20 protein-coding genes and 1 other RNA gene are annotated in these 16,887 nt (G+C 70.6%); 10 read left to right on the top strand and 11 right to left on the bottom strand.

The genetic code is table 11. From position 1 onward, the window contains the following. Positions 1 to 6 precede the first annotated feature (6 nt). Positions 7 to 897 (top strand): NmrA/HSCARG family protein, encoded by an 891-nt coding sequence (locus O7634_RS01760; protein WP_278148429.1) that lies wholly within the window; start codon positions 7 to 9, stop codon positions 895 to 897. A gap of 175 nt (positions 898 to 1,072) precedes the next feature. On the opposite strand, the gene O7634_RS01755 is transcribed toward O7634_RS01760, so the two are convergent. Beyond that, positions 1,073 to 1,531 (bottom strand): MarR family transcriptional regulator, encoded by a 459-nt coding sequence (locus O7634_RS01755; RefSeq protein WP_278148428.1) that lies wholly within the window; start codon positions 1,529 to 1,531, stop codon positions 1,073 to 1,075. 54 nt (positions 1,532 to 1,585) lie between these two features. On the opposite strand from O7634_RS01755, the gene O7634_RS01750 reads away from it, so the two are divergent. After that, entirely contained in the window at positions 1,586 to 2,818 is a 1,233-nt protein-coding gene (locus tag O7634_RS01750; protein WP_278148427.1) for an MFS transporter, read from the top strand. 137 nt (positions 2,819 to 2,955) lie between these two features. Here the strand turns inward: O7634_RS01750 and O7634_RS01745 are convergent, their stop codons facing one another. Beyond that, a complete protein-coding gene (locus O7634_RS01745; RefSeq protein WP_278148426.1) occupies positions 2,956 to 3,717 on the bottom strand; it encodes a sulfite exporter TauE/SafE family protein in 762 nt (253 codons plus the stop codon). Positions 3,718 to 3,844: 127 nt separating this feature from the next. On the opposite strand from O7634_RS01745, the gene rnpB reads away from it, so the two are divergent. Further along, positions 3,845 to 4,262, top strand: an RNA gene (gene rnpB / locus O7634_RS01740) — RNase P RNA component class A. A gap of 70 nt (positions 4,263 to 4,332) precedes the next feature. Here the strand turns inward: rnpB and O7634_RS01735 are convergent. From O7634_RS01735 to O7634_RS01720, 4 genes are all read right to left on the bottom strand, one after another. Next, positions 4,333 to 4,899: a hypothetical protein gene (locus O7634_RS01735; protein WP_278148425.1), complete on the bottom strand. Its 567-nt coding sequence runs from the start codon at positions 4,897 to 4,899 to the stop codon at positions 4,333 to 4,335. Between the two features lie 150 nt (positions 4,900 to 5,049). Further along, positions 5,050 to 5,418: a hypothetical protein gene (locus O7634_RS01730; RefSeq protein WP_278148424.1), complete on the bottom strand. Its 369-nt coding sequence runs from the start codon at positions 5,416 to 5,418 to the stop codon at positions 5,050 to 5,052. Between the two features lie 620 nt (positions 5,419 to 6,038). Next, entirely contained in the window at positions 6,039 to 6,230 is a 192-nt protein-coding gene (locus O7634_RS01725) for a DUF397 domain-containing protein (RefSeq protein ID WP_278148423.1), read from the bottom strand. Further along, positions 6,217 to 7,023, bottom strand: a complete 807-nt coding sequence (locus O7634_RS01720) for a helix-turn-helix transcriptional regulator (protein ID WP_278148422.1) — start codon at positions 7,021 to 7,023, stop codon at positions 6,217 to 6,219. The genes O7634_RS01725 and O7634_RS01720 overlap by 14 nt, the downstream gene beginning before the upstream one ends. A 268-nt stretch (positions 7,024 to 7,291) precedes the next feature. On the opposite strand from O7634_RS01720, the gene O7634_RS01715 reads away from it, so the two are divergent. The 3 genes from O7634_RS01715 (at position 7,292) to O7634_RS01705 (ending at position 8,598) form a co-directional block, all read left to right on the top strand. Beyond that, entirely contained in the window at positions 7,292 to 7,537 is a 246-nt protein-coding gene (locus O7634_RS01715) for a hypothetical protein (protein ID WP_278153831.1), read from the top strand. 31 nt (positions 7,538 to 7,568) lie between these two features. After that, on the top strand, positions 7,569 to 7,718 hold the full coding sequence (locus tag O7634_RS01710) for a hypothetical protein (protein ID WP_278148421.1): 150 nt from the start codon (positions 7,569 to 7,571) through the stop codon (positions 7,716 to 7,718). A gap of 64 nt (positions 7,719 to 7,782) precedes the next feature. Beyond that, positions 7,783 to 8,598, top strand: a complete 816-nt coding sequence (locus O7634_RS01705; RefSeq protein ID WP_278148420.1) for a hypothetical protein — start codon at positions 7,783 to 7,785, stop codon at positions 8,596 to 8,598. 29 nt (positions 8,599 to 8,627) lie between these two features. Here O7634_RS01705 and O7634_RS01700 read toward each other — a convergent pair whose 3' ends face one another. The 3 genes from O7634_RS01700 to O7634_RS01690 all read right to left on the bottom strand — a co-directional run bounded on the left by O7634_RS01700 (position 8,628) and on the right by O7634_RS01690 (position 10,716). Further along, a complete protein-coding gene (locus O7634_RS01700) occupies positions 8,628 to 8,984 on the bottom strand; it encodes a hypothetical protein (protein ID WP_278148419.1) in 357 nt (118 codons plus the stop codon). Positions 8,985 to 9,158: 174 nt separating this feature from the next. Continuing rightward, the gene (locus tag O7634_RS01695) at positions 9,159 to 10,058 is read right to left on the bottom strand and encodes an expansin EXLX1 family cellulose-binding protein (protein WP_278148418.1); all 900 of its coding nucleotides are present in this window, start codon (positions 10,056 to 10,058) and stop codon (positions 9,159 to 9,161) included. A 55-nt stretch (positions 10,059 to 10,113) separates the two neighbouring features. Further along, positions 10,114 to 10,716, bottom strand: coding sequence for a TetR/AcrR family transcriptional regulator (locus O7634_RS01690; protein ID WP_278148417.1), 603 nt, complete (start codon positions 10,714 to 10,716; stop codon positions 10,114 to 10,116). Positions 10,717 to 10,834: 118 nt separating this feature from the next. Between O7634_RS01690 and O7634_RS01685 the strand changes: the two genes are divergently transcribed. The 4 genes from O7634_RS01685 (at position 10,835) to O7634_RS01670 (ending at position 14,940) form a co-directional block, all read left to right on the top strand. Then, on the top strand, positions 10,835 to 11,671 hold the full coding sequence (locus O7634_RS01685; RefSeq protein ID WP_278148416.1) for an SDR family oxidoreductase: 837 nt from the start codon (positions 10,835 to 10,837) through the stop codon (positions 11,669 to 11,671). Between the two features lie 135 nt (positions 11,672 to 11,806). Continuing rightward, positions 11,807 to 13,033 carry an epoxide hydrolase family protein gene (locus tag O7634_RS01680; RefSeq protein WP_278148415.1) on the top strand — a complete coding sequence of 409 codons (1,227 nt, stop codon included), beginning with the start codon at positions 11,807 to 11,809 and terminating at the stop codon, positions 13,031 to 13,033. After that, complete coding sequence (locus O7634_RS01675) at positions 13,034 to 13,975, top strand: redoxin family protein (protein ID WP_278148414.1); 942 nt, start codon at positions 13,034 to 13,036, stop codon at positions 13,973 to 13,975. It begins immediately after the preceding gene. 98 nt (positions 13,976 to 14,073) lie between these two features. After that, positions 14,074 to 14,940 (top strand): AraC family transcriptional regulator, encoded by an 867-nt coding sequence (locus O7634_RS01670; protein WP_278148413.1) that lies wholly within the window; start codon positions 14,074 to 14,076, stop codon positions 14,938 to 14,940. Between the two features lie 4 nt (positions 14,941 to 14,944). Here the strand turns inward: O7634_RS01670 and O7634_RS01665 are convergent, their stop codons facing one another. Further along, a complete protein-coding gene (locus O7634_RS01665; RefSeq protein WP_278148412.1) occupies positions 14,945 to 15,442 on the bottom strand; it encodes an NUDIX domain-containing protein in 498 nt (165 codons plus the stop codon). Between the two features lie 47 nt (positions 15,443 to 15,489). Beyond that, positions 15,490 to 16,764, bottom strand: coding sequence for a M48 family metallopeptidase (locus O7634_RS01660; protein WP_278148411.1), 1,275 nt, complete (start codon positions 16,762 to 16,764; stop codon positions 15,490 to 15,492). Positions 16,765 to 16,887: the final 123 nt, after the last annotated feature.

Here is a 16,887-nt window from a genome sequence, read left to right as displayed (position 1 = left end):
GGCATCATGGCTGTACTCGTCATCGGCGCGACGGGCAAGCAGGGCGGGGCCACGGCCCGAGCGCTGCTCGACCGTGGCGTCCCGGTCCGTGCCCTGGTCCGTGATCCCGGCACCGCCGCCGCGCAGGCGCTGCGGGATCGCGGCGTCGAACTGGTCACCGGCGACCTGGACGACCCGGCGTCGCTGGTCGCCGCCGCGGACGGGATGGACGGCCTCTTCTCCATCCCGTACCCGGACCTGACGGACCTGCAGGGCGACGCCGAGGTGACCCGCGGTCGCAACGTCGTCGAGGCGGCGCGACGGGCCGGCGTGTCACACGTCGTGCACAGCAGCGTCTCGGGCGCCGGCGACTTCCACCGCAACCAGCCCGGATGGGCCGAGGGGCGGTGGGACAGGCACTACTGGGAGAGCAAGGCGACAATCGACGAGGCGGTGCGCGCCGGTGGCTTCGCGCACTGGACCATCCTCAAGCCCCCGACCTTCATGGAGAACCTCGTCGGCTATTCCTACCTCTTCGGTGACTGGTCCAGCGGCACGATCATCACCGGCTTCGCCGCCGACACGCGCCTTCCGTGGGTCACCGTCGACGACATCGGCGAAACCGCGGCGATCGCGTTCACCGAGCCCGGGAGGCTGGACGGCCTGGACGTCGAACTCGCCGGCGACCTGCTCACCATGACCGAGGTCGCTGCCATCCTGAGCGAGGTCACCGGCCGGGAGATCGCCGCGCCCGTGCTCACCCCGCAGCAGGCCGTCGAACGTGGCCTGCTGCCCGCCGTGGTCAGGGCGGTCGAGCAGATCAACGAGAACGGCAGCCCGGCCCGTCCGGAGCTGGCCCGCGCCCTCGGCCTGCCCACCACCGACTTCCGCACCTGGGCGCGCCGAACGTTCGTCTAGAACCACGGCCCGGCGGAGTCCGCGCGGCCCGATGGGGGCCGCGCGGCCCGCTGGGCTCCACGGGGGCCCGCCAAGATCGTGCTCGATCCATGTCGTAGTGGTGTCGGGCCGCGCGGAAGGCCACTGAAACCAGGATGTTGCGCGATCTTCGCGGTGCTCTGGTCCTGGCGGGCGGTCAGCGGCGACGGTTGCGTGACCCGAGGGCCTGGTTGAGGCGACCCAAGAGGGCTGCCAGCGTGGCGCGGTCCTCGGCGCTCCAGTCCGCGAGCATGTCGCCGTAGAGCCGGGTGCGGGCGCTCTGCACGGCGGCCATCCGTTGCAGGCCGGCCGGCGTGGGGGAGATGACGGTGCCCCGGCCGTCCGTCGGGTCCGGGGCACGGACGATGAGGCCGTCCCGCTGGAGCGCGGACACCTGCCGGGTCACTGTCGAGCCGTCCAGGTTGAGCTGGGCGGCGAGCGCGGAGACGTTCTGCGGGCCGGCGTCGTCCAGGTGTCGCAGGATCACGTACGCGGCCCGGTCGAGCACCCGGTGCTCGGCGGTGCCGGTGGCCCGCCGGGTGGCCTCGCCGAAGCGCATCAGCAGGGCCACCTCGGTCTCGATGCGACCGAGGGTGCGCTCGTGGTCATCACTCATAGCTGTATGATACAGAATAAGTAACTGTACGATACAGCTAGTTGAGGAGTCGGAGTGGATCGGCGTTCCGAACCGAACCGCAGTGCCATCTACGCCACCACGCTGGTGGCCTTCCTCGCCATCGCCGGCATCGCCGTCGTCGACCCGATCCTGCCCGCCATCGGTGCGGCGATCGGCGTGACCGCCTGGCAGGTCGAGCTGCTGTTCACCGCGTACATCGCGGTGATGGCCGTGGGCATGATCCCGGCGACGCTGGCCAGCGGCCGGTTCGGCTTCAAACCGGTGCTCGTCACCGGCGTCTCGGTGGTCGGCGTCGCCGCGATCCTCGCCTCGTTCAGCGACAACATCGTGCAGCTCTCCGTGCTGCGCGGCGTCTGGGGACTGGGCAACGCGATGTTCTTCGCCACCGCCATGGTGGTGCTGGTCAACCTCGCCGTCGACCGGGAGTGGGTGGTCGGCCTCTTCGAGACCGCGCTGGGCCTCGGCTTCGCCGTCGGACCGCTGATCGGCGGCCTGCTCGGCGAGGTCAGCTGGCGGCTGCCGTTCTTCGTCTGCGGCGTGTTCATGGTGCTCGCCCTCGCCGTGGCCTCCCGCAAGCTCCGCGAGCCCACCCACCGCCAGGCCCCGGTACGGGTCGGCCAGATCCTCGCGACCTACCGCCGACCGGCGTTCATCGCGCTCTGCGGGGTCACCGCCGCGTACAACTTCGTGTTCTTCGTGGTGCTCGGCTACACCCCGCTCTTCCTCAAGCTGGACATCATCCCGCTGGGGTTGGCGTTCACCGGCTGGGGACTCGGCCTGGCCACCGGCATCCTGGTGATCGGTCACCGGCTGGCCCACCGGATCGGCGCGGTGCAGACCGTCGGCGTGGCCATCGCCGGGCTGCTGGTCTGCATGGTCCTCTTCGCCACCTCCGGCAGCACCGTCGAGTCCCTCGTGGTGCTGGTGCTCGCCGGGCTCTGCATGGGGCTGGCCAACGCCAACCTCACCGACCTGGCGCTCGGCCTCGGCTCCACCGACCGACGCGTCGCCACCGGCGCGTTCAACCTGGTCCGCTGGGGCGCCGCCGCGCCGGCCCCGATCATCTCCGGCAAGCTCGCCGAGCACTCGCTGGCGCTGCCGTTCTGGGTCGGCTTCGGGGTGCTCGCCGTCGGGGTGGTCGGCTACCTGGCCAGCGCGCACCTGATGGCCGCCGGCTACGGCGAGCGGGTCCTCTGGTCCCGCTGGAACCGCGCCGCCGCCGCGGCGGAGAACGCCACCGAGGAGCCGGTGGGCGAGACGTACTGAGGCGGGTCGGCCCGGCCCGGCGCGGCCTGGCGCCATGATCCGCGCACTTTCCGGGAAACTGCTGCTTCCGCGCCTGCCTGAGGCAGCAGTTTCCCTGAAGTCGCGCGACGCTCGGGCGGGGCGGGCGTCCGGGCCTGTCAGCCCAGCGCGCGCCACAGCAGGTAAAGGCCGATCGCCGTACCGAAGACCACGATCGTCGTCTTGAGCACCACCGGCGGCAGCCGGCGGACGAGCCGCGCGCCCGCGTACCCCCCAATGAGGGTGGCGGGCGCGACCACCGCGACCGCCGCCCAGTTCACCGGGCCGAACAGGGCGAACACCACGAGCGTGGTCAACCCCACCACCGCGGAGAGCAGATTCTTGATCGCGCTCACCCGCGCCAGGGTCGCGTCCAGCACCAGGGCCAGCCCGGCGACCAGCATCACGCCGAGGGCCGCGCCGAAGTAACCGCCGTACACCGAACCGAGCGCGACCATCGTCTGCACCGCGACCGTGCGGCGGCGCGGCGACACGTCGCGGGGGTGGCCGACCAGGCGGCGCAGCGGGTCCTGGAAGGCCAGGACCGCTGTCGCGCCGAGAACCAGGAAGGGTACGACCAGCTCGAACGCGCGGGCCGGGGTCGCCAGCAGCAGCAGCGCCCCGAGGATCGTGCCGACGATCGTGGTGGGCACCAGCGTGGCCAGCGCGCGGGGGCGCGGCAGGTCGGTCCGGCTGCCCGCCACGCTGGCCACATAGCCGGGAAAGACCGCGACGGAGTTGCTGACGTTGGCCGGCACCGGCGGCAAACCGACCGCGATCATCGCCGGGAACGTGATCAGCGAACCACCACCGGCCACCGCGTTGACGGTGCCCGCGGCGAGACCGGCGGCGAGCAGCAGCGCGGCGTGGGAGAGATCCATAGGCCCACGAGGCTAGTCGCCGTCCTCCGGAACGCCCGCGTCGGATCGCCCGTGAGCTGCGTGGCCTTGCCGAGACGGGGCGGCAATACCGCAGCCGGGCACGTCGTTAGGATGAGAGCGCGACGGACGAGTCGACCGGGCGGTCGCGTCGGCGGGCTCCGGCCCGCCGCCGAGGAACGTCCGGACTCCACAGGGCAGGGTGGTTGTTAACGGCAACCCGGGGCGACCCGCGGGACAGTGCCACAGAAAACAGACCGCCGACCCCAACGGGGACGGTAAGGGTGAAACGGTGGGGTAAGAGCCCACCAGCACCCCGGGTGACCGGGGTGGCTCGGTAAACCCCACCCGGAGCAAGGCCAAGCAAGGGCCGTCACCGCAAGATGACGACCCGGCGCAGACGCTCGAGGGCTGCCCGCCCGATGTCTGCGGGTAGGCCGCTGGAGCCTGCCGGCGACGGCAGGCCGAGATGGATGGCCGCCGCCGACGCGGAACCCTTCGGGGGTACGCGTCGTGCACAGAATCCGGCGTACAGGTCGACTCGTCCGTCGCCCACCGCAGCCAACGAACTGGTAGATGGTCACGCCGCACCGTTCGGTATCGCCGAGGTTGTGCGGCCTACTGGTGCGTCAGCGGCAGATACCGCTCCCGGCCGCTCTGCTCAGTCGTCTGCGTGAACCCGGCCGCCTCCAGGATCGCGGCGAACCTGGCCCGTCTGCGTCGACGAATGGAGACCAGAAACAGGGTGACAGACATCAGCGCCGCCCAGGCGACGGCGGCGACAGCCGCGGCGGCGATGGGGGACGTGTCTCCCAGCCCGAGCCGCACGCCGAGGATCGCGCACAGCACGGTGAGGCTGACATAGAGGAGCCACGTTCGCTGCTTGTCGTCGTTCCAGCCCTCGAGGTCGTAGCTGATACGGGCCTTGAACAGCTCCAGCACGTCGGCAGGCACGGGGGGCAGTGGACCCCCGGTGGAAGCATCCGGGTACTGCGCCCGGTTCCGCTCGGCCCTTTCCCGGGCCTGCGGACGGGGGTCGGGTACGAAGAACAGCTGCGGTCCGCTGCGGTGTCGCTGCCGTGTGTCCGTGTACGCGTAACCGAATTGCTCGGCAACAGCGGCCATGAAGGCGAGTGAGCGCAACGTGGCCACCTGCTCGACCTCCACCGGCTGCCCGCCGGCCATCTTCCGCAACATCTTCCGCACGTGCCGCTGTCCCACTAGCGGTCCCCCATCACATCGTTGATCAGACTTGCGCATGCTCTTGCCGGGGCAGGCCGGAGACCCATCCCGTCGTTCACCGGCTCGGAGCCGTGATCATGGCTCTGAGCTGGTTCATTCGTCGTGACCGGCAGGCGGGCGAAGGTGTTCCCACTGCGGGTCGTAGCAGACGAGCCCGTGTTCGGCGGCCAACCGCGCGGCCTCGGAGGAGACCTCGTCGGATCTGCCGAAGGGAATGGTGAAGTAGACCATGGGGCCGGACGCCTCGTCGATGAGGCCATTCGACAGGGGGTGGACGTCGGCGTCGTGGCCGTACAGGTCGGGCCATCGGGCCGCCACAGCATCGGCGTACGCCCGGATGCGCGGCGTCGGCGGCTGTTCCTCGCTCTCGAAGTACTGCTGATAGAGAGCTTCGTACACCTCGCCGGCCGCTTCGTCGTCGGCGGGCATGTCGCCCTCCCACACCGCCAGGTCGTAACTCATGCGGGCAGTGTGCCAGTGCTGGCGGACTTCTGAGGAGTGCCGGGGTCCGGGGCGGAGCCCCGAGGTCCTTGGCGCGACCGTCGGGTAGAACTGTCGGATGACGCGACGGACCGATCCGCTGGACGGGCTCGACGAGCTGCCGTGGTCGTCGTTGCATCACGCGTACGGGCCGGCCGTCGACGTACCGGATCAGTTGCGGGCGTTGCGCTCGACGGACCTGTCGGTCCGGCGGCGCGCGTTGTCGGAGCTGTTTGGCACCGTCTGTCACCAGGGCACGCGGTGGGGCGCGAGCTGTCATGTGGTGCCGTTCCTGGTAGCGCTGGCCGACGATCCGGCCACCTCGGACCGGGCGGCGGTGGCCGATCTGCTCCGGTCGGTGGTGCTCGGCTACCCGATCTGGCCCTCGACGTCCTCACCGACGCCCGTACCTCGGACTTCGACGCCGAAGTGCCCGGCTGGGACCGTTCGGTACGCGGGTTCGTGGCGCTCGCGCTGCACCGGCTCGGTCTCGGTTGACCATCGCCGCGACACAGGGTTCAACAACGGTGCGACGCCCGCCGGGCGCGTCCGGTCCGAGCGGGGTCAGCCATCCATCGGGTACGGGCGGCGCGCGTCACCGGTTACGGCCGCCGCGCGACCTGGGCGACGAACGCCCGCCAAGCCGCCGGTTCGAAGGTCAGCGCCGGGCCTGTCGGGTCCTTGCTGTCCCGGATGCCGACAACGCCGGGCAGGTTGTCCGCGACCTCGACACAGTTGCCGCCGCTGGCGCCGCTGCGGATGGACTTGCGCCACCTGGCGTTACTGAGGTCCATGATGGCTCTCCACTTCCTTGAGCAGGTCGATGGACTGCCGGCGAGGTAGCGCCTCGTTTCGAACGCTCTCCCACCTTGCCTGAAGCGTAGCCACATCATCGTCCTTGTCGATGACGTCCCCGCCAAGCTGGTTTTCGAGGTGACCAACCCACCTGCCATCACTGGACCGGGCCAGCGCGAACGGTCCGGACAGTCCGATGTGCAGGCCACTCGCGATCGGGATGACGTGCACGTGGACGTGCGGAAGCTCGGCCATCGCGACGAGGTGGGCGACCTGCTGCGCCATGATCCCTCCGAGCCCGTCACCCGTTCGCCGGATGGCGGCTTCGTCCAGCAGGGCGACGAACTGTGGCCGGCGCTCGCCGGTCAGGATCGCTTGCCTGCTCATACGCCCCTGCACGCGCTGCTCAACCTCGTCATCGGTGAGGCTTTCGACTGTGCGCAGAACGGTGCGGGCGTAGTGCTCCACCTGTAGCAGCCCGGGAATCAGGTTCGGCTCGAAGTAGCGAAGCTGTGTCGCCTCGCGCTCAGCGTCCAGCCAGGGCAAAAACCACGACGGTGCGCCGAACTTCGTCGCCAGGCGCTCGAAGAGCCCGCCGTTGTGTACCGCCCGGTCCGCGCCCTTGATGAAGTCCATAGTCAGCGCGCGGGTGCCGCTCTCCACGGCGCTGACGTGTGAGGCGCTGAAGCCCGCCGCCCGGCCGAACGCCTCCTGCGTCATCCCGGACGCTCCACGAGCGCGGCGGATCTCGCCCACGATGAAGTCCGCCAACGGACTCGGCACGTCAGCCATTCACGGCTCCTCAACTCGGAGATCGACTACCCGAGGCGCCACACGCCGGGAGCCTGCTCTGCCAGCTCCGGCCCGGCGACCTGGAACACCTTCCGAGCGTAGTGACCTGGACAGCAGAGTGTCACCAGGCGGCGCGGCTGTCAGGGACCACGAAACCGGCGGTCGCGTTCGCAGCGGGGCCGCTTCCGGCGGGCGAGCACTCCCGGGAGCGGCCCCTTTTCCACGCCACCAGGGGGAGACCGTGCCTGACGACGAGCACGAGAAGCCGATGACGGCGGGCGATCTCGTCCACCTGACCACCGCCGCGAGCGTGCAGTTCCTGCGGCCGATCGTCGTACGCGTCATCCGCGAGCTGCCCGAGCGGCACACGTACGACGGATGGGTCTGGATCGAGGGGTACCAGCTCAACGCGGCGGGCGACGCCGTGGCGCGGCGCGAGCTGTACGTGCGACGAGCGGGCGTGCGGAGACACGCGTTGCCAGCGAAAGACCGAGTTCCGGTGCGGGTCGGATGAGGCCGCACCTGCCGATGCGCCCGGTGTGGCGGTGCCGGAACTGCGCCGCGCCCTGGCCGTGTGGCCACGCATCGACGACGCGTACAGCCTGGGGTTGCGTCCCGATCTGACCGCGCTCCACACCCGTTTCCTCGACTGGTTGTTCCTGGCCCGTCGGCATCGCGGGTCGCATCGGTTCTGAGCGGTATGCCGCAGAGTCATATTCATACCGCTGAGGTATACCGCTCACTGTCGCGTCCGCCCCGATGGAGGCTACCGACGGTCACCGCCGGCTGCGCCAACAGTCCCAGCCAGTCTTCCGTCCGGAGAACTTCTGCCACGTCGGGCCCTTCCCAGGTCGGCATCCAAAGCTGGCTATACCTGTCCAGACCGTACTGGATGCCCGTGTCGACCTTCGCACGGCGCTGATGGACGAACGGACGACTCGATCTGTGCGGGTCAGGCGGCCGATCGCGTTCTCCATCATCCTGTTACCCGATCGGGGTCGCGGGTTGACGCTGCGCTGCGACCGTCGGGGCATGGCCGCTCGGACGTTCACGAAGGCAGGACGGATCTCCGCCTCGCTGGCCGCTGCCATGCTCGTGTCGGCCGGGCTGACCGCGTGCACTCCGGTGATCAAGGGCCGCACCGGGGCGACTGTGGACGCCGCTGGTCAGCCTCTCGCGGTTCTCGCCTGGTGCGCGGACCGGCCGCCCGGCACGGTGCGGTTCTTCGCGGAACGGGACTCGATCTCGCCCTCCCCGTCCGACGTGTCGACCTCGGCGGATTGGCCCTACTGGCCGGGGCGGGACTACGCCGTGCCGCGCGCCGCGACCTCGCCGACCACGGTGCGCCTCACGGGCTTCCTGCCGGACCCGGCCCCGCGCCCGTACCCGGCTTTCCGGATGTACGGAGTCGCCAGCGACAGCAGCTTCACCACGCACTCGGTGACCTTCCGGCTCGCCGAGCTGGAGGACCTGACGCCCGGAACGGTCCTGATCACCGAGATCGTGGAAAACGACGATGTGCGGAGAAGTGTGTCGATGGAGGAGTTTGCCCGCCTTGGCAAGGACGAGTGCTGATCGACCCCGACCGCAGTACGGGGCGAGGCTCAAGACCCTGGGTCTTCGGCGTCCCAACCGAGTTCGGCGAGCTGACGCAGGACCGCGCCGACGCGCGGAGTCCAGAAGAGCAAAACCTGGTCGCGTCCCTCGACCTGGAAGGAGACGGCGGTCGCCGGCAGCGGGAACCGTCCGTACAGAGGCCGGTGCGGCAGCGCCTCCACCTGGAAGTGCCGCAGGGTGTCCGAGCCGGTACGCGACGACAGGGTCACGGTGCTGTCGTCGGCGTGCAGCCTCACCGTCGGCCAGGCCATGCGACGGACAGCCCTCAGCGGAGCGCCTCGGGTGAAGTCGAGACGGTCGACGTAGGTCAGCCCGCCGCGCGTGTGAAAGGCACTCGATGTCATCGTCGGATCGTAGGGCGAGCGTTCCATCAGGTTCCTCGGGTGGCCGGCCCGCCGAACGCACCCGCGACTGGCAATCTTGGACAGTTTCCGTTACGTCAGAACGGAAACTGTCCAAGATCTGCTCGGGTCGGTGCGGCCGCTGGGGGCGCGGGGGCCTGTCCGAGGGCTTGGTGCTCAGCAGCGCGGGCTGCCGAGCGGCGCGGGTCCGGCGAGCGCTTCGACGGTGGCCGTCGGCGCGGGCGAGGCCGAGGGGGAGACCGAGGGCGACGGCGGGGCCGGGGGAGACGGCGAGCTGCTGGGCGTGGCCGGGCTGACCAGCGGGACCGACGTGCGCTGCACCTGCTTGGTGACCAGCTTGATGCCGGTGGCGGTCGCCTGGTGTCCGTACCCGTCGGTGACAGTGATGGTGAACGGTCCGGGGCCGATGCCGCCGTCGATGGTCCAGTAGTTGTCGCTCTGCCGGGCGGCCTTGCGGAACCCGCCGCTGGCGCCCTTCGCCTCGACCGAGCGCAGGGGGTTGCCGTGGTTGCCGACCTGCACCGCGAACCAGTACCGCGAGGCGCCGCCCTTGAGCCGGAAGGTGAGCCCGCCGGTGAGCGGCGGGTTCACCACGGCCCGGTACGTCACGGACGCGATGCCCTGGGACCGGTCGGCGATCTTGGTGAACGCCTCGGTGGAGAGGTCGATCTTGCTGGTTCCGCAGCCGCCGCAATGGTCCATGACCATGACGCGGACCGTGCCCTTCGGGCCGGTGACCTGGAGGTAGCTGCCGCAGGCCGCCGAGCCGGCGTACTGGGAGGCGCCGAGGGCCACGTAGAGCCGGTCGGCCGGCGGGCCGGGGAACGAGCAGTTGCCGCCCGAGCGGCCCGCGTCGTAGAAGCTGGCCTTGCCCTTGTGGACGGTGTTTCCCGAGGGCGGCGCGGCGCAGGCCGGGGTGGCGCCGCCGCGGACGGCGAGGGTGATGCCGAGGACGGCCGCGAGAGTGGCGACCCCGGCCCCGGCCAGCCAGTGCCGAAGCCGTCCACGCGACCGCGGGCTGTCGTTTTGTGGTTCCGCGCCTGCTGGTGCCGTCACGGCGCCTGATGTTGCCGCACGAGGCCGTGACGACGCAAAGCCGGCAAGCCGACAGTTACCCGCCGGATCGGCGGGGGCGCAGACCGTCGAGCGCGGTGGTGACGACCCGGTCGGCGTAGTCGGCGGTGAGCGGACCGGTGCGGTGGAGCCACCGGTTCAGGATGGGCCCCCAGATCAGGTCCACCGCCACGTCCAGGTCGACGTCGTCGGCGAGCTGGCCGGCCTCCTGGGCGCTGCGCAGGCGCTGCCGCTTGGCCTCCCGCAGCGGCCCGTCCAACCGTTCGGCGTACGCCGCCGCCAGCTCCGGGTCGAGCGTGATCTCGGTGGCCAGCGCGCGCATCGGCTGCTCGTAGCGGGGGTCGTTCATCTCCTCGACGGTGGCGCGCAGCACCGCGGTGAGGTCGGCCGCCAGGTCGCCGGTGTCCGGCAGCGTCGGCGGTCCGCCGTCGGCGCCCTCGCTGAGCAGGAGGAACGCGTCGAAGATGACAGCGCCCTTGGACGGCCACCAGCGGTAGATGGTCTGTTTGCCGACGCCGGCGCGGGTGGCGATGCCCTCGATGCTGAGCTTCGCGTACCCGATCTCCTGGAGCAGGTCGAAGGCCGCGGTGAGGATGGCGCGCCGCGACGTCTCGCTGCGGCGGGCCGTGTTGGGCGTCATGACGCACGACAGTAGCAGCGGCGAGACGAACCGTCTCGTCTTGACGGCGGCGACATGCGCCGCCTAGTGTTCACCGCCTAGCGAGACGAACCGTCTCGTCTCGCAGCGAGGAGATGTCATGCGTACCTGGTTCATCACCGGTGCCAGCCGCGGCCTGGGCCGTGCCTTCGCGGACGCGGCGCTCGACCGTGGCGACCGGGTGGTCGCCGCCTCCCGGACGATCGCCCAGACCGACTTCGACGAGCGGCACGCCGACCGCCTGCTGGCGCTGCCGCTCGACGTGACCGACCGGGCGGCGGTCCACGACGCCGTGGCGACCGCCGTCGCGCACGTCGGACGGCTCGACATCGTGGTCAACAACGCCGGCACCCTGTCCATGGGCATGGTCGAGGAGTTCACCGAGGCCGAGGCGCGGGCCCAGTTCGAGGTGAACCTCTTCGGCGCGCTCTGGGTCAGTCAGGCCGTGCTGCCGCACCTGCGCGCCCAGCGATCCGGCCACATCGTGCAGGTCTCCAGCATCGCCGCGCTCGGTGGCTTCCCCAGCACCGGCCTGTACAGCGCGAGCAAGTTCGCCCTGGAGGGCCTGAGCGAGGCGCTGGCGATGGAGGCGGCGGCCTTCGGCGTGAAGCTGAGCATCGTGCAGCCGGGCGGGTACTGGACCGACCTCTACACGAGCGTCAGCGCCACCACCCCGATGGACGCCTACGCGCCGCTGCGCGCCGAGCTGGAGCGGCAGTGGGCAGAGGGGTCGATCGACAGCGAACCCCGACTGGCCGCCGAGGCGTTGCTGCGCCTGGTCGACAGCGACGACCCGCCGCTGCGGCTCCTGCTCGGCAGCATGGTGTACGACCTGGCGTTCGACATCTCCCGCCGACGGATGGACACCTGGGCGGGCTGGGAGGCGGTGAGCCGCGCCGCCGAGCGGGCCGTAGCGGCCCCCGGGCAGCCGCGCTGACCTGCCGTATCGCCACGAGCCCGGCGCGCGCCGTTCTACGCTCCGAGAGATGGCGGCGGCCTGCCCATGTCGACACGGCGCACCGGCCATCAGTTCTCCTCGCAGGGCGCGAACCTAGACGGAGAGGAACCAGGCATGGCTGTCAAAACCAAGACCCGTCCCGGCACCACGGAGATCCGGCCGTTCTCGGTCGACATCCCCCAGGCCGACCTGGATGACCTGAAGAGGCGCATCCAGGCCACCCGCTGGCCGGACAGGGAAACGGTGGACGACCAGTCGCAGGGCGTGCCACTCGGGATGATCCAGGCCGTCGCGCGCTACTGGGAGAAGGAGTACGACTGGCGCACGGTCGAGGCGCGACTGAACGCGCTACCGCAGTTCATGACGACCATCGACGGGGTGGACATCCACTTCATCCACGTGCGCTCGAAGCACGAGGACGCGCTGCCGCTCATCGTCACCCACGGCTGGCCCGGTTCGGTGATCGAGCAAATGAAGATCATCGAGCCGTTGACCGACCCCACCGCGCACGGTGCCAGCGCGTCGGACGCCTTCCACCTGGTCATCCCGTCGCTGCCCGGCCACGGCTTCTCCGGCAAGCCGACCGAGCCGGGGTGGAACCCGCAGAAGATCGCCAGCGCCTGGACCGAGCTGATGAAGCGTCTCGGCTACACGCGCTTCGTCGCGCAGGGCGGCGACTGGGGCGCTGTCGTCGTGGACCAGATGGGCGTGCAGGCGCCGCCGGAACTGCTCGGCATCCACACCAACATGCCGGGCGCGGTCCCGCCCGCCATCGACAACCTGTTCCAGGGCGACACCACCGCCGCCAACAACGCCATGGGCTCGCTGCCCTCCGGGCTGTCCGACGACGAGATGCGCGCGGCCACCGAACTGGACTACGTCTGGAAGCACGTCGCGTACGCCCTCATGATGGCGACGCGCCCGCAGACCCTCACCGCCCTGGCGGATTCGCCGGTCGGCATGGCGTCCTTCCTGCTCGACCACGACGCGAAGAGTCTCGCCCTGATCGGGCAGGTCTTCGAGGGGGCCAAGGCGGGCCTCACCCGCGACGACATCCTGGACAACATCTCGCTCTACTGGTTGACCAACACGGCGGTCTCCGCGTCCCGGCTGTACGCGGAGAACAAGCTCTCGTTCTTCGCCACCAAGGGCGTGAACGTCCCGGTCGCGGTGAGCGTCTTCCCGGACGAGCTGTACGAGGCCCCGCAGAGCTGGGCCGAGCAGGCGTACCCGAACCTCGTCTACTACAACAAGCTCGACGTCGGCGGGCACTTCGCGGCCTGGGAACAGCCGAAGATCTTCTCCGAGGAGCTTCGGACCGCCTTCCGGTCGCTGCGGTAGATGGCCGTGCGGATGCCCCCGTTCGACGGGGCGGCCGGGTGGCTCAACTCCGCGCCGCTCGGCCCCGCCGACCTGCGCGGGCGCGTCGTCCTGGTCAACTTCTGGACGTTGACCTGCATCAACTGGCTACGCCAGGAGCCGTACGTGCGGGCCTGGTCGCAGGCGTACCGCGACGACGGGTTGGTCGTCGTCGGGGTGCACACGCCCGAGTTCGGCTTCGAACACGACGTGGAGTGGGTGCGCCGGGCGGTCGCCGCCCGGTCGATCGACTACCCGGTCGCCGTCGACAACGACTACGCGATCTGGCGTGCCTTCGACAACCACTACTGGCCGGCGCTCTACTTCGTCGACACCGACGGCGTCCTGCGCGACGAGCACTTCGGCGAGGGACGATACGAGCAGTCCGAACGGATGCTCCAGCACCTGCTCGGCATCGAGCGTGCGCCCGTACCCGTCACCGGCGCCGGACCGGAGGCGGAGGCCGACTGGGACAACCTGCGGACGCCCGAGACGTACCTCGGTTTCGACAGGGGCGACCACTTCGCGTCGCCGGACGACCCGGCGGTGGACGAACGCCGCGCCTACCGGGTGCCGGAGTACCTGGGCCTCAACCAGTGGGCCCTGTCGGGGGAGTGGACCGTCGGGGCGGGGAACGTCGTCGCCGGCCGGGCCGGCAGCAGCATCGTGTTCCGCTTCCACGCCCGCGACGCGCATCTCGTGCTGGCTCCCGGGGCCGGGCGCTCGATCCCGTTCCGGGTGCTGCTCGACGGCGCGGCGCCCGGCCCGGCGCACGGCGTCGACGTCGACGCCGAGGGCAACGGCGTGCTCCAGGACGCCCGCCTCTACCAGCTCGTGCGGCAGGACGGCCCGATCGAGGAGCGGACCCTGGAGGTCATGTTCGGCGAGCCCGCCGCCGAGGCGTACGCGTTCACCTTCGGGTAGGCGGGGTCGGCCGCGCCTGACCCTTGCGGGCACCGGATGTCGGGTGGCCCGCCCGCTCCGCCGCCTAGCGTGACTTCCCGAAAGGGAAGGAGACCCGGGTGCTGGATCGGCTCAACGAGGCCATGGCGTACATCGAGCGGCACCTCGACGAACGCATCGAGGTCACCGAGCTGGCGCGGATCGCGCTGACGTCGGAATACCACTTCCGGCGGCTGTTCTCCGCGCTGGCCGGCATCCCCCTGTCGGAGTACATCCGTCGGCGTCGGCTCACCGTCGCCGGCGCGGACGTGCTGGCGGGGGAGCGGACGTTGCTCGACATCGCCGTGCGATACGGCTACAGCTCCGCCGAGGCGTTCTCCCGGGCGTTCCACGCCGTGCACGGCGTGGCCCCGGGAGAGGCCCGGCGTACGGGTGCGACGCTGCGCGCCCAGCCCCGGATGTCCTTCCGACTCACAGTGGAAGGGAGCGGCAGCATGGAGTACCGGATCGTCGACAAGGACGCGTTCACCCTGGTGGGGCGCAAGGCACGGGTTCCGCTCGTGCACGAGGGGATGAACCCGGCGATCGTCGCGTTCGTCAAGGGCATCGGCGCGGAGACGACCGAACGGATCGAGGCGCTCTCCGACCAGGAACCGGCCGGCATCGTCAACGTCAGCGACAACCTCGCCGGCAGCCGGGAGGAGGGCACCGAGCTGGACTACTGGCACGGGGTGGTGACCGGCGCCACCCCGCCGGAGGACCTGGACGCGCTGCCGGTGCGGGCCGGGTCGTGGGCGGTGTTCACCACGTCGGGCGCGTTCCCGCAGGCGGTGCAGTACCTGTGGCGCGACGTGTTCACCCAGTGGTTCCCGTCCAACCCGTACCGCAGCCGGCCCGGACCGGAGATCTCCCGGGTGCGGGTGTCAGCGGACGGCGCCGAGGCGGACGCCGAGTTGTGGATCCCCGTCGAACGGGTCCCGGCGTGACCCCCTACTCGGGCACGTCGTCCCACGTCGTGCCCGGCTCCAGGTAACCGGCCACCTGCTTCTCGCGCAGGGCGTAGGCCAGCACCAGCAGCGCGTGCTTGTCCAGCTCGGGCAGCCGGTCCACCGGGAACCACCGTACGGCCAGCGACTCGTCGTCGTTGACCCGCGCGGTGCCGCCCACCACCCGGCACAGGAAGCCCAGGTTCAGGTACTCGCAGCGGTCCCCGTTGGGATAGGTGTGCGGGTGGGAGACGGCGCTGGACAGTCGTACCGGCGCGACGTCCAGGCCGGTCTCCTCCCGTACCTCCCGGACCAACGCGGTGGCCGGCTGCTCGCCCGGCTCGACGAAACCGCTGACCACCGACCAGCGACCGTCGTCGGCGCGCTGCCCGAGCAGCAGCTCACCGGCGTCGTTGCGGATGACGGCGCTGACGCTCGGCAACCACAGCAGGTCGTGCCCGACGTGCTCGCGCATCCCCAGGATGTAGTCCGGAGTCCCCATCCGATGATCATATGTGGGTGCCGGCCCGCGTCGACCCGTCACCGGTCTCAGGCCGACCAGCTGACGGTACGGCGGAAACGCTCGTACTCCTTGGCGAGCTCGGTGTCGATCCGCTCGTTGCTGGCCTCGGTGAGCACCACCGAGGAGTCCCGCCACGGTCGGTCGGTGAGCATCCGGCGGCGCAGTCCGATCGGCGGATGCGTGGAGAACAGCGAGGTCCCGTCGCGCACCGACAGTTGACGCAGCAGTGGCAGGCGCGCGGCGTTGGCGGCACGCGACTCCGCGAACGCCGAACGCCACCGGTCGGCGCCGTGGCCCGCACGGGTCTCCCGCCCCACCACGAGCGCCATCGACTCGGCGGCGAGCAGGGCGTCGAGCAGGTCGCTCGTGGCAGTCGTGCCGGCCACCCCGGCGGCGAGTTCGTCGGCGAGGTACTCGGCGCGCTGGCTGTCCCGCAACGCCACCACCACCAACAGCAGATGGGCGACGAACAGGATCCGGGACACCGTCCACTGGAACGCCCGGCCCAGCGCGTCGCCGATCATCTCCACCAGCCCGCCGCCGACAGTGGTGCGTACCGGCCGGAACAGGTCGGCGGCGGAGCCGAGCATGATGAGCGCCGGCTGGGTGAGCAGGCCGCGGCGGGGGTCGCCGTTCACGAAGTGGCCGAGTTCGTGGCCCAGCAACGCCACCCGCTCACCGGCGGAGAGCGAACCCCACAACGGCAGCCCGAGGCAGAGCACCGTACGGCGTCGCAGGCCGACGGTCGTCGCGTACGCGTTGATGTCGTTGTCGACGCCGACCACGTCCGGCATTGGTGCGTCGATCGCGGCGGCCACCTCGTCGATCAGGGCGAACAGCTCCGGCGCCCGGTGTCGGGAGAGCACCTCCATCTCCGGGTCGAGTCGACCGAACCGGGGGCGCAGCGCGACCGCCAGGCCGATCATCGCGACACCCGGCAGGATCGCCAGGTTGGGGAACGGGAACGCCACGATCAGCCAGCCGCCGGCGATCGCGAGCGCGAGCACCATCGCGAGAAGCAGCAGCGACACCACCGTCGTCAGCAACCGGACGCGGTTCGACCCTTTGCCGCCCAGCGGTCTCCCGGCCAGGTGGGTGAACTGCTGCCTGGTCATCCGCGACGCCACCCGGTGGGTCCACCTGTCGACCCAGTTCCAGCCGAACTCGCGCGCCCGCCGCGCCGGGTCGTACGTGTCCAGATTCCACTCGCAGCGAGGACACCAGGGCACCGCGTCCCGGACCGTCTCCGTCGTGGCCTGACATTCCGGGCACACCCCTGCGTCGGTCACCGTGTTGATCACCGGACGATCCTGCCGCAGGCCCTCGTACGCCGGAACCGGCCGTTCGGCCGACTGCCCCGATGACAGAGAGATGCGTCCCCACCTGGTCTTCTTTCGCCATTTCGACCCGGGAAACGGCAGGCA

This window comes from Micromonospora sp. WMMD1120 (assembly GCF_029626235.1).
Classification (GTDB): domain Bacteria; phylum Actinomycetota; class Actinomycetes; order Mycobacteriales; family Micromonosporaceae; genus Micromonospora.
This window is presented reverse-complemented; position numbering and strand designations above follow the sequence as displayed.